This window comes from Enterococcus sp. HMSC076E04, assembly GCF_001814285.1.
Taxonomy (GTDB): domain Bacteria; phylum Bacillota; class Bacilli; order Lactobacillales; family Enterococcaceae; genus Enterococcus_B; species Enterococcus_B lactis.
On the sequence record NZ_KV815632.1, the window covers coordinates 152,840 to 165,708 of the forward strand.

Annotated in this window: 12 protein-coding genes; 10 read left to right on the forward strand and 2 right to left on the reverse strand. The window is 38.9% G+C overall.

The features are described 5' to 3' along the window. From HMPREF2961_RS13295 to glmM, 3 genes are all read left to right on the forward strand, one after another. The coding region (locus HMPREF2961_RS13295) for a diadenylate cyclase (protein ID WP_176746936.1) at nt 1-419 on the forward strand (419 nt) is incomplete at its 5' end. Then, entirely contained in the window at nt 416-1,588 is a 1,173-nt protein-coding gene (locus HMPREF2961_RS13300; protein ID WP_002314841.1) for a CdaR family protein, read from the forward strand. The genes HMPREF2961_RS13295 and HMPREF2961_RS13300, both read left to right, overlap by 4 nt. A gap of 23 nt (nt 1,589-1,611) precedes the next feature. Beyond that, the gene (glmM, locus tag HMPREF2961_RS13305) at nt 1,612-2,967 is read left to right on the forward strand and encodes a phosphoglucosamine mutase (protein ID WP_002292085.1); all 1,356 of its coding nucleotides are present in this window, start codon (nt 1,612-1,614) and stop codon (nt 2,965-2,967) included. A 338-nt stretch (nt 2,968-3,305) separates the two neighbouring features. Here the strand turns inward: glmM and HMPREF2961_RS13315 are convergent, their stop codons facing one another. Beyond that, nucleotides 3,306-3,530, reverse strand: a complete 225-nt coding sequence (locus tag HMPREF2961_RS13315; RefSeq protein WP_002314843.1) for a hypothetical protein — start codon at nt 3,528-3,530, stop codon at nt 3,306-3,308. Nucleotides 3,531-3,679: 149 nt separating this feature from the next. Here HMPREF2961_RS13315 and HMPREF2961_RS13320 point away from each other — a divergent pair, with 149 nt between their 5' ends. Next, nucleotides 3,680-4,510, forward strand: a complete 831-nt coding sequence (locus HMPREF2961_RS13320; RefSeq protein WP_070705062.1) for a helix-turn-helix domain-containing protein — start codon at nt 3,680-3,682, stop codon at nt 4,508-4,510. A 152-nt stretch (nt 4,511-4,662) separates the two neighbouring features. Here HMPREF2961_RS13320 and glmS read toward each other — a convergent pair whose 3' ends face one another. Further along, nucleotides 4,663-6,468 (reverse strand): glutamine--fructose-6-phosphate transaminase (isomerizing), encoded by a 1,806-nt coding sequence (gene glmS / locus HMPREF2961_RS13325; RefSeq protein ID WP_002314845.1) that lies wholly within the window; start codon nt 6,466-6,468, stop codon nt 4,663-4,665. Nucleotides 6,469-6,875: 407 nt separating this feature from the next. Between glmS and HMPREF2961_RS13330 the strand changes: the two genes are divergently transcribed. From HMPREF2961_RS13330 to clpX, 6 genes are all read left to right on the forward strand, one after another. Continuing rightward, nucleotides 6,876-7,166, forward strand: a complete 291-nt coding sequence (locus HMPREF2961_RS13330) for a hypothetical protein (RefSeq protein WP_002314846.1) — start codon at nt 6,876-6,878, stop codon at nt 7,164-7,166. Between the two features lie 12 nt (nt 7,167-7,178). Further along, nucleotides 7,179-8,204, forward strand: coding sequence for a signal peptide peptidase SppA (sppA, locus tag HMPREF2961_RS13335; protein ID WP_002314847.1), 1,026 nt, complete (start codon nt 7,179-7,181; stop codon nt 8,202-8,204). Between the two features lie 2 nt (nt 8,205-8,206). Then, nucleotides 8,207-8,866: an RDD family protein gene (locus HMPREF2961_RS13340; RefSeq protein WP_002314848.1), complete on the forward strand. Its 660-nt coding sequence runs from the start codon at nt 8,207-8,209 to the stop codon at nt 8,864-8,866. Nucleotides 8,867-9,019: 153 nt separating this feature from the next. Beyond that, entirely contained in the window at nt 9,020-9,952 is a 933-nt protein-coding gene (locus HMPREF2961_RS13345; protein WP_002314849.1) for a tetratricopeptide repeat protein, read from the forward strand. A 153-nt stretch (nt 9,953-10,105) separates the two neighbouring features. Next, complete coding sequence (gene tig / locus HMPREF2961_RS13350; RefSeq protein ID WP_002292069.1) at nt 10,106-11,395, forward strand: trigger factor; 1,290 nt, start codon at nt 10,106-10,108, stop codon at nt 11,393-11,395. Nucleotides 11,396-11,610: 215 nt separating this feature from the next. After that, nucleotides 11,611-12,861 carry an ATP-dependent Clp protease ATP-binding subunit ClpX gene (gene clpX, locus HMPREF2961_RS13355; RefSeq protein ID WP_002292068.1) on the forward strand — a complete coding sequence of 417 codons (1,251 nt, stop codon included), beginning with the start codon at nt 11,611-11,613 and terminating at the stop codon, nt 12,859-12,861. Nucleotides 12,862-12,869 lie beyond the last annotated feature (8 nt).

A 12,869-nucleotide genomic window follows, 5' to 3' on the forward strand; every position in this document is an offset into this window, starting at 1 on the left:
AGTATATTGAGACAGGGATTGCTTTAGATGCAGATATCACTGGGGAGTTGCTGATCAATATCTTTATTCCTAATACACCGCTGCATGATGGTGCAGTTATTGTAAAAGAAGGAAAGATCGCAGTAGCAAGCGCCTATCTTCCACTATCAGAAAGTATGTTGATCCCTAAAGAATTCGGGACTCGACACCGGGCAGCTGTCGGTATAAGCGAAGTCAGCGACGCGATCACCATCGTTGTCTCTGAAGAAACCGGGGACGTCAGCATCACGTTAGACAATGAACTGATGGCTGGCTTATCCCAGCAAGAATATTTGGCAATCTTGCGTAGAGAACTAATTGCTGAAGAGAAAACAAAAAATAAGAAAAACGTGATTCAATCTTTCCTAGACGGTATGACTAAGGGAGGGGATCGCAAATGATCTCAAAAGAGAAACGGACAAGTATTCTTTACAGTTTTATTGCATTGCTGTTCAGTATTGCACTGTACTTCAATGCAAATGGACAGTCCGTTCAAAACACGCTTTCTGGAAATGAAGCGTATAATCAAACAGTCACTGGTGTACCAATCAAAATTTCATATGATTCGCAACGCTATTATATCCATGGATATGAAAACACAGTGACGGTCAAACTTTCCAGTGCCAACCGAGTCCAGTTGAATGCAGAAGCAAACGAAGATACACGGATGTTTCGCATCACTGCAGATATCACTAAGCTTGGCGAAGGAACACATGAAGTTCCGCTGAAAATTCAGAACTTGAGCAGTGCTGTCACAGCAAAGATGGAACCATCGACTATTACAGTAACGGTTGAGAAAAAGGTGACAAAAGATTTCGATGTGGAAACATTGATCCCTTCAACGATCACACCATCTGGATATGAACTAGATGATACTTCCGTTAGTCCTAAAAAAGTCTCTATCACTACAGGTGACAAAACGTTGGCCGAAATCAAACGAGTAGTAGCTGATGTGGATGCTTCGATGGTCACGGATGATGGCATCAATAGTAAAGTGCCGATACAAGCGCTGAATGCAGCAGGAGAAATATTAAGTATCATTTCCGATCCAGTGCAAGTAACTGTGAAAGCTGATGCAATCAAACCAAGCAAAACGGTACGACTTTATGGGACGCAACAAGGAACACCGGCTGCTGGGGTTGAAAGCTATGATTTCAGTTTTTCAGACTTGGAAGCAGAAGTAAGCGGATCTAGCGATTTGCTTGCATCAATCGGCGACAGTATCGCTGTACCGATCAATGTCTCAGGAATCAGTCATCGAACAACTCGTAAAATCGAAATACCAGTAGAAGAAGGACTAAGTATCAAACCTAAATCAGTCAGTGTGGAGATTACACCCGTAATGCAAACGTCAAGCAGCAGTTCCGCTTCGACAAGCAGTCGGACACAAGAAGATACAAATACAAGTACAAGCACTTCATCTGCTGATTCAGTAACGGTACCTTCAACAACAACGTCCATTTCTTCTAGTTCGGGATCTGCAACAAGCAGTTCATCCACGAGTACAGAAGAAACATCGCAAACAAGCGAATCAACACAAATGAGCAGAACAAATTCCTCGGAAAATTAAGTTAAAGGAGTAATTTTACAACTATGGGTAAATATTTTGGAACAGACGGCGTCCGCGGTGAAGCCAACAAGGAACTTACGCCAGAACTTGCATTTAAGCTGGGACGATGCGGAGGTTATGTCCTAAGCCAGCATGAAGAAGAAGGAAAACGCCCACGCGTACTAGTGGGGCGGGATACAAGAATCTCAGGTCAAATGTTAGAAGAAGCGCTGATTTCAGGACTTTTATCGGTGGGTATCGAAGTGTTCCAACTAGGTGTGATTTCTACGCCAGGTGTTGCTTATCTGACACGATTACAAAAAGCAAGTGCAGGAGTCATGATCTCTGCTTCTCACAATCCAGCGCAGGATAATGGAATCAAATTTTTTGGTGCAGACGGTTTTAAATTAGTAGATGATCAAGAACTAGAAATCGAAGCGTTATTGGATGCAGAAGTAGATGAATTGCCTCGTCCATCAGCTGATGGTTTGGGAACTGTAGAAGAATTTCCAGAAGGTTTATTGAAATATTCTCAATTCCTTGTACAAACGATCAATGGCGATCTTTCCGGTTTGACGATTTGTGTCGATGCAGCAAACGGAGCAACTTCAACAAGTGTCAATCGTTTGTTCGCTGATCTTGAAACAGACTTCTATACAATGGGCACAAATCCAGATGGTTTAAACATCAATGATGGGGTAGGTTCTACACATCCAGAACGTTTAGCTGAGATGGTCGTTGAAAAAGGAGCAGATGCTGGTCTAGCTTTCGATGGCGATGGCGATCGCATCATCGCGGTAGATGAACTTGGGAATATCGTCGATGGTGATAAAATCATGTTTATCTGTGCTAAATACTTAGCAGAAAAAAATCGCTTGAAAAAAGACACTATCGTTACAACTGTGATGAGCAACTTAGGCTTCCACAAAGCGGTAGAAGGAATCGGTCTGAAAGATGTCGTTACACAAGTCGGTGATCGTTATGTTGTAGAAGAAATGCGCAAAAACGATTATAATTTTGGTGGCGAGCAGTCTGGACACATGATTTTCTTAGATTTCAACACAACTGGTGATGGGATGCTTTCAGGAATTCAGTTGTTGAATATTATGAAACAGACGGGTAAAAAATTATCTGAGCTTGCAGCAGAGGTAACGATTTATCCGCAAAAATTAGTGAATATCCGCGTAAGTGATAAAAATGGTGCGATGGATGTTCCAGCAATTAAAAAAGTGATCGAAGAAGCAGAAGCTGAAATGGGATCAGAAGGTAGAATCCTAGTTCGTCCTTCCGGCACAGAACCATTACTTCGTGTGATGGCAGAAGCGCCTACCGATGAGAAAGTCAATTACTATGTCGATAAAATCGCAGCAGTAGTCAAAGAAGAAATCGGTCTAGATTAAGAACCTAAGATAGAAGAGAAAAAGCAAAGACTAGTGACGGTTATTCGTCGCTGGTCTTTGCTTTTTCTTTTATTTAAAAACATATTGTGTAAGAAATATTATACCAATGTAAGAGATGAAAAAAATCAACATCACTAGTAAAATAGCACGTTTGCATGCTTTATCTGCTTTTAATCCTATTTTTTTGTGGATATGATCAAGAATAATATAACTAGGAATTTGAGCCAATAGATAGACGTAATAATAGTTTTGCCCGTCCGCAATAAGGAAGTACAAAACAAGAGAAGCAACTATACTATCAAAAAAGAGAATAGACCAGCGTAAGAGCGTTAATTTTGTTACCATCGAAAATCATAGGTAGAACTCCAGCGTGCTTCAGTCAAGGTTATTCTACCAGTCCCTCTATTGCCGTTAGCATCTATATAACTATCATTTTTGTAAACATCAGGCTTGATAGTGGTAGTATCTAATTCAGAAGCAAGGGAGACGATTGCAGTAGAAGTCAGGACGAGTGAGGAAACAACAATTGTAGTGACAAAAATAATAAGCATTTTTCTTATCATAGGACAACCTCCATTTTGTTTTTGTTATAATATGAGTATAATAGTTTCTTTGTTACCCTTATATTTTATAATCATCGAATTGTTTTTGGTAGATTTGTTGCATAAGCTCACAAAAATTTTGGAGGGAGAAAAAATTGAGGTTTGGCGAAATGTATCGATATATAAGGAAAGGGAAAGGAATGACTCAAAAAGAAGTTTGTAATGATTTTTTAGATAGGACAACTCTTTCGCGGATTGAAAAAAATGAGACGGAGCCAAGGTTTGAAAATGCTTGTTATTTATTAGAGAGGATAGATGTATCTTTAGATGAATTTAGATATTTGGCAAATATAGAGAATAGAGATAACCGTACAAGGCTTATTGAGGATCTTTATTCTATTATTTCAAATACAGAAAGTGCACAGATAAGAAAGTTGTATAGACGATGTTTAGAATTTACATCTACTTGTTCAGATAAAAAAATAGAAGAAATCCTGTTGATTTTACGCTTGTATTTATCTGCTGATCCTATGGTCTTTGATAAAACAGAATGCAAAGGGTTGGTGACTCCGATTTGGCAGCGGCTTTCAAAAATAGAGGTGTGGACATTAAGAGATATTCAAATATTTGCGATCATTTCATTTCATCTAGAAATCAGCACGTTAGAAATAATGTATCCGATTCTATTAGCTACGCTTGATAGATATAATCGATTGGATATTGTCGATACAGTAAGGCTGACACTTTTGATGAATATCTCTCAAATATATATACAAAAAAATCTTGTAGAAGATGGCCGATATATGTTGAATCTAGCAAAAGATATTGCGAAACGAGCAAAACGAGCTGATTTTCTAGGCGCGATTTTCGTAAGATTAGGGTACTGCCAAAACGATACAAAATTAATGCAAAAAGGGTTTGATTTACTTGAAGTAGTTGAAGAAACGGAATTAAAAGCCAAATTATTAAAGGAACTCCAATATTATAGACAGAGAAAGTGAACGATTTATTGAAACGAGGTTTTAAAAAGTAAACGGGAAATAAAGTAAAAATACCGAACACTAAAAATCAAATTTTTTTGTGTTCGGTACATACTATGCTTTTATTTTTTACAAAAGACTGCAAAAATCAAATGTTTTCCCGTACAGAAACGTTACTCAACTGTCACTGATTTCGCCAGATTACGTGGCTTGTCAACGTCAAACCCTCGTAATAGTGTGGCGTAATAGGCAAGTAATTGAGTCGGTACGACTGTGGCAAGAGTAGACAGATAAGGGTGGACTGCTGGCAGTACTAGTTGGTCATTTTCCTTTTCTAATCCTTCTGAGACGATAACTAATGTTTTAGCGCCACGGCTTTCGACTTCTTTCAGATTACCTCGAGTATGCGCGCCAGTCACTTCTTCACTGATGATTCCGATCACGGGCGTTCCTTCTTCAATCAAAGCAATTGTTCCGTGTTTCAATTCACCAGCAGCAAAACCTTCTGCCTGGATGTAACTGATTTCTTTCAATTTCAGAGCGGCTTCAAGAGAAACGTTGTAGTCTGCCCCGCGTCCGATATAAAAAGCATTTCTTGTGTCACTGAGGTATTCTGCAGCCAGCTCCTCTAAATAATCTTTCCGGGCAATGACCGATTCCATCGCATTTGCGACTAAACTCAATTCATGAGTGATATCGAACGAAAGAGAAGTTTCTACTTCTTTTTTGTCACCGATAGCTTTGGCTAATAAAGTCAGTACTGCTATTTGTGCAGTATAAGCTTTCGTTGATGCTACTGCAATCTCAGGTCCGGCATGCAACAATAGGGTGAAGGACGCTTCTCGCGAAAGAGTAGAGCCAGCAACATTTGTAATCGTAAGTGAAGGATAGCCAAGACGGTTGATTTTTACCAGCACTTGCCGACTGTCCGCTGTTTCGCCACTTTGACTCAAGAAAATAAAGAATGGTTTTTTTGAAAGAAGAGGTGTGTTATAGCCGAATTCACTAGCTAAATGAACCTCGACAGGAATCTGTGTCAATTCTTCCAAAGTCTGTTTACCAGCTAATCCCGCATGGTAACTAGTTCCGCAAGCAACGATGTAGATTCGATCGCTGTCAGATAATGTATCGATCAGTTTTGGATCAAGAGGGACCCGATTGTCTTCTGTTACGTATTTTTGAGCAATACGGCGCATGATAATAGGCTGTTCGTCGATTTCTTTCAGCATATAAAAAGGATAGGTGCCTTTCTCGATATCTGAAGCATCTACTTGCGCTTCAAATGAAGAACGTTCCATAATGTCGCCCGCAAAATTTTGGATAATAATTTTGTCTGATGTAACGGTAACCATCTCTTCATCTTCGACCTCGACGAATTTCTTCGTATGAGCAAGCATAGCCATTGCATCGCTGGCAATCACATTGAATCCATCACCAAGTCCGACTAACAATGGGCTTTTGTTTTTTGCTACATAAATCACATCAGGTGTTGTACGATCAATCAAAGCGAAAGCATAAGAACCTTTGATGATGCGCAAAGCTTTTAAAAATGCCTCTTTTGCCGTCATATCCTTCGCAAAAGTTTCAATCAGATGAGCGATAATCTCAGTATCTGTCTCACCGATAAAGTGATCATCTGTTAAATAAGCATTTTTAAGTTCTTCGAAGTTTTCGATCACGCCATTATGGACGAGCACGAAACGTCCGCTTTGTGAAGTATGTGGATGGGCATTTTCCTCAGATGGTTGTCCGTGGGTTGCCCAACGTGTATGGCCGATGCCTATATTTCCTGTAGTATCAGAAGTTATTCTATCTTTTAAATTTTGGATTCTGCCTTGTGCTTTGACTAAATGATCTGTCGTGCCATCTGAGACAAAGATGCCAGCTGAATCATAACCGCGGTATTCCAATTTTTCTAGCCCGCCAATCAATCCTGGTGTTACATTTTTTAATCCAATCATTCCAACAATTCCGCACATAAAAAACATCCTACTTTCTATAATGAATTCGTATGAATGCTTCCAGCTGCAGGAAAATCCTTTTGTTTTATCTTTGCAGATACTTTTTGTGGATCTTCTGTAGAGTGCAGTCCCTAGGGTCATCCGCCGAATCTTTCGATAAACCCTCTCCTCGTCATCTGTTTACACAGACCAGGCGCTATCCTAAAAGGTATAACTATCCTCCTTTTTTATTTTTTATCTGGAAACATTTAAAATCATACCCTTTTGCGAATGTTTTTGTCAACAAAAAAAGAATAAAAATAAATTGGTATATATCGAATTTCCTTTTGGGGGTGCGTTTTGTGTCAAAAAATAATCGGTTTTTATCTATCATCTTTTTCAGGAGTTCGGTACAATAGAAAGTAATAGGATGAAGGAGGAGAAAAATGGATTCAAAAATCGAAATCATGACACTTGGAAGGTTAAAAAAACAATTGTCCGAATTTAAAGCATCAGCTGGTGTATCAGATGACACAAAAATATTTTTAGATACTGGTTGGGATAGCATCCAGGAAATCGCACCTGATGCCTTGGAAGTTGTCCAAGCGCGAGAGTTTACGGTAGAAGATGAATGGACAAAAGAATCATTTTCCGGGTATGCGCGTGAAGAAAAAGCAGAGCGGTTCGACGCTTCCGAGCAGTCAGAAACTGTAATCGTCATAAAAAACTTGTATTAGAAAGGAGAAAGAATGAATAAAAAACGTTGGGCAGCAGTTCTGATTGCTGCGGGATTATTTGTGGTTTCGTTAGTTTCGGCGAGTTTGACTAAGCCTCAGGAAAACAATCAAGTCGAAGGGTTGAACAGTTGGTTATACGGGGATGAAGAGTTAGTACCAAATGTGTTGGAAGAGGGAGACAGTACGCAAAAAATCGTAAAACTAACAGTAGATGGTACGATTGCTGCAGGAGGATCTTCTGGTTTATTTGCTTCTGAAGGCTATAACCATGAAAATTTCATGGAACAACTGAAAGCTGTGGAAGAAGATCCAACAGTCAAAGGAATTTTTTTAGAAGTAAACTCTCCTGGTGGTGGTGTCTATGAAAGTGCGGAAATCGCTAAGAAATTAGATACGATCCGTAAAGAACATGATATCCCGATGTATGTCAGTATGAAAAACATGGCAGCTAGCGGTGGTTACTATATTTCTGCTCAAGCAGATAAAATCTTTGCAACCGAAGAAACAGTGACCGGTTCAATTGGTGTGATCATGTCAGGATTGAATTATTCAGGCCTTTTAGAAAAACTGGGTGTGGAAGACACAACAGTGAAAAGTGGCGCATTGAAAGATATGGGTTCAGGAACACGCCCAGAGACAAAAGAAGAGGAAGCAGTGCTTCAAGCGTATATTGATAGTGCGTATCAACGATTTGTAAGAATCGTTAGCGAGGGACGAAATAAATCTGAAGAAGCAGTCAAAAAAATAGCAGATGGAAGGATTTATGATGGTGTCCAAGCAAAAGAAGTAGGTTTAGTCGATGAATTGGGATTCCCTGAAGACGCCTTACAAGCTATGCGAAAGGAACAAAAACTTGAAGATGCTGAATTAGTAGAATATTCCTCCGCATCATCTGGATTTGCCAGCACATGGTTAGGGAGCAAACTGGCAGAGTTCCAAGGATTGAAATCTTCTGAAACTAGTCAGATCTTATCAATACTTGAGAATCTCGGAACTGCAGAATCACCAAAAGCAATGTATTATTACGGAGGTGAGTAAGCATGACGGAACTTCCAAACGAAAATAAGGAACAAGGAAGAGAGAGGCAGCAGCAGCCTGCTGTGGGACCTGATCCAAGCTTTTCCCAAAAGGTGCTGAGCTCTTTTGAAAGAGAACCGATGACGTCAGAAGAAATCAAAAAGAAACAACGGAAATGGAAAAAGTATACTGACACAAAAAATGAACCACCAAAAGCAAATGATTTTCCTCATTATTTCTATGCAGGTTTTTTGATCCGAATGTTTGCCTTCTTGATCGATCTTTTGTGTATCGGAGCTATTACACGTTTAACACTTGGTATTGCCAAAAATCTAGGTTGGCTGAATTTTTCAGATTCGTATTTGAGTCTCTATGGATTCACAGCATTACTCATTTATTTAGCGTATTTTGTTTTATTGACGAAACTCAATCATGGCCAAACGATTGGGAAAATGATCTTCGGTATTCGAGTCATCAGTTTTGATGAAGAAGAACTTAGCTGGTCAACTGTTTTAGTTAGAGAAGGTGCTTGTCGGTTCATTCTAAAGTTTCCTTTGCTGATGTTAGGGTATCTTCCAGCAATCTTTAATCAGAAAAAGCAGCATCTGGGAGATCTTTTCACTAATACAAGTGTCGTTACGATTAATCTGATCAAAGCATTCAACCAAGAAGTTAACAGCTGATGATCCATAAAAAACAGTAGTTTGAAGCATCTTCTAAAAGTCAGATTAAAAATCTAGCTTTTAGAGGATGCTTCGATTATTTTTAATTGTCATGCTTTTTTTGTTTTGCTACTATTGAACATGAGCTGAACATAAGCAAGAGGAGGACACTGCGTGAAGCCGATTGATTTTCCAGAAAAATATGAGAATTTAATGCGAGTGGCCCAACAAGCACTAGCAAACCAGCAATATCAGCAGGCAAAAGAACTATTTCAACGTGCTTACGAGTTAAAAGAAAGCTTTGAGGCTAATAGCCTGCTTGTTTTTTGTCTTTATGAGTTAGACGAGAAAAAAGAAGCGTTGAAACAAGCACTCTTACATGAAAAACAGTATCTTCAAAACGAGGAGTTTGCTGAATTTTATTTTGACTTGTTAATCAGCGCACAAGATTTTTTATATGCTAGAAAATTGATAGCAAGTACAGATTTTTATGAATCTTTTGAGCAGCGTATCATTGAAAAAATCCAATTTGCAGAAGAATTGTCCGGACAAATGGAGAGGCAAAAAGTCAAGGCACTCCATAAAAAATCGGAGGAACTTCCTTCATTGGAACCAGCACGTCAGCTGTCGTCTATCGAGGAGATCGAACAGCTTCCTTACCATGAGTTTATCCAAACAGCGAGTAAACTGATTGTATTACCAGAGGTCCATATTTTAGCGAGGGCAAAATTGCTGGAGACACTCAGGCAATTGAATGAATGCAACCCTGTTTTCTATTTGACGATTGAAGAAAAACTAGTCAAAGTCATACCCAAAGATTTGCCTAAGCCACAGCAACAGTCAAGTTATCGACAATTGTGTGTGTTTTCAGATCATTACGGGAATGAAGATGCGCTACTTAGTTCGGTGCTGAAAGAAGAATTTACGTTGCAATCTGCAATCGTTTATCCTGTCTATGATACATACATTGAAGACCCGAGGCGTTGGTTTCAACTGACTGTAGAGGCATGTACAGGAAAAACGATGTATGATGGTACGGAAGATGAAAAACAAGATTTTTTTAAAAAACGAGAGAAAATTTTGCAGCAAATGATCTTCTTCCATTAGATTTTATCAGTGAAAAAGATAAAAATGTTATGAAAAACAAGGATTCTACCCATTCAATATGTTTACAATTTGAAAGGGTTAGTGTACTATTTAAAGGTATGCATGAAACGTTTTTGATGTATAAAATGAATTTCTAAACTCGGAGGGAATTAAATGACTGCAACATTTGAAAAAAAAGGCACGAATGATGGTGTTTTAAAATTTACGATTGCGCAAGACGAAATCCAAAAAGGATTAACAACTGCGTTTAATAAAGTGAAAAAAAGCTTGAACGTACCTGGATTCCGTAAAGGGAAAGTTTCTCGTCAAGTATTCAACCGTATGTACGGTGAAGAAGCTTTATATGAAGATGCATTGAATGCTGTATTACCAGAAGCTTATGAAGCTGCTGTCAAAGAAGCTGGCATCGACCCTGTTTCTCAACCAAAAATCGATGTAGAAAGCATGGAAAAAGGTCAAGATTGGGTAATCACTGCTGAAGTAACAGTGAAACCAGAAGTAAAATTAGGACAATATAAAGATCTAGTTGTTGAAAAACAAGACCGTGAAGTAACAGATGCTGACGTGGATGCACGTATCAAACGTGAACAAGAAGCACAAGCTGAATTAGTTATCAAAGAAGATGCTGCAGCTGAAAATGGCGATACAGTAGTAATCGACTTCGAAGGCTTTGTAGATGGCGAAGCGTTTGATGGCGGAAAAGGCGAAAATTACTCACTTGAATTAGGTTCAGGTTCATTCATTCCAGGATTTGAAGATCAATTAGTTGGTCATAAATCAGGTGAAAGTCTAGATGTAAATGTAACTTTCCCAGAAGATTATCAAGCAGAAGATCTTGCTGGAAAAGAAGCAGTCTTCAAAGTGACAATCCATGAAGTAAAAGCAAAAGAAGTGCCTGAATTAGATGACGAATTCGCAAAAGATGTGGATGACGAAGTATCAACATTAGACGAATTGAAAGAAAAATATCGCAAAGAATTAGTAGAAACAAAAGAAAAAGCAGCGGACGATGCAAAAGATGAAGCAGCAATCCGTATGGCTGTTGAAAACGCAGAAATCGTTGAATTGCCGCACGTGATGGTTCATGATGAAGTACATCGTTCAATGGACGAATTCTTGAACAACATGCAACGTCAAGGTATCTCTCCTGAAATGTACTATCAATTAACTGGTTCTACAGAAGAAGACTTGCATAAACAATTCGAAGGTGAAGCAGAAATGCGCACAAGAACAAATCTTGTGATCGAAGCAATTGCAGCTGCTGAAAATCTTCAAGCAACAGAAGAAGAAATCAATGCAGAAATCCAAGAATTATCAGAAACATACAACATGCCAATCGAACAAATCAAACGCGTGTTGACAGAAGATATGCTGGAACATGATGTGACAATGAAAAAAGCAATCGAATTGATCACAGGTACAGCGACAGAAGCAAAAGAATAGAAATTAAGTAATAGAGGTCATGAAATAAGGGACTGTGACATGTTTGTTGTCACAGTCCCTTATTTTTTGTTAAGCGTGAAAATATACAAAAATATAGGTCAATCGATCCTTTGTTAAACACTTTTTCTTTTTACTAAACTATGTTATGATAGTAAAAGACTGTAAAGTCTCTGATAGTTTCTTGCATACTTTTTGCAAGTTAAGGGGTGAAGACCATGTATGACAATCCAAGTAGCAATGAGACCGTACGCTGTTCTTTTTGTGGGAAAACCCAAGAAGAAGTGAAAAAAATCGTAGCTGGTCCAGGGGTCTACATCTGTAATGAATGTATCGACCTATGTAAAGAAATCATTGATGAAGAATTTTATGAAGAAGCTGTACGCGAATTCACTGAAGTCCCTAAACCACTAGAAATTCTTGAAGTATTGAATAACTACGTGATTGGACAAGATCGCGCAAAACGCTCGTTAGCTGTCGCTGTATACAATCACTACAAACGTGTCAATCAGCAAGCACAAGAGAACACAGATGATGTTGAACTACAAAAAAGCAATATCTGCTTGATCGGACCTACAGGGTCAGGGAAAACATTTTTGGCACAAACATTAGCAAAAACGTTGAATGTACCTTTTGCAATCGCAGATGCGACAAGTTTGACAGAGGCTGGTTATGTGGGTGAAGATGTAGAAAACATTTTGCTTAAATTGCTCCAGTCTGCTGATTACAATGTGGAACGTGCAGAAAAAGGGATCATCTATATTGATGAGATCGATAAAATCGCGCGTAAAAGCGAAAATGTATCCATCACTCGTGATGTTTCCGGCGAAGGTGTCCAACAAGCCTTGCTGAAGATTCTAGAAGGAACTGTTGCAAGTGTTCCGCCTCAGGGAGGACGTAAACATCCACATCAAGAATTTATCCAGATCGATACGACGAATATCTTGTTCATCGTAGGTGGGGCGTTTGATGGTATCGAAACAATCGTGAAGAACCGCATGGGCGAAAAAACGATTGGATTTGGTACACAAAACCAAAAACTTTCTGAAGACGAAAGCGTCATGCAGCATATCATTCCTGAAGATTTGCTGAAATTCGGATTGATTCCTGAGTTTATCGGACGATTACCTGTTATGGCAGCTTTAGAGAAATTGACAACAGATGATCTGGTACGGATCTTGACTGAGCCAAAAAATGCGTTAGTCAAACAATATCAAAAACTTCTTTCTCTAGATGATACCGAACTTGAATTTGAACCTGAAGCATTGAGAGCTATTGCGAAAAAAGCAATCGAACGCAACACTGGTGCTCGAGGTCTTCGTTCTATCATCGAAGAAATCATGATGGATGTGATGTTTGATATTCCTTCAAATGAAAACATCGAAAAAGTGATTATTACCAAAGAAGCAGCTGAATTGTCTGGTGAGCCAACAGTGATCTATAAAGATTCAGAGAAAAAAGCGGGTTGATGAGAAGA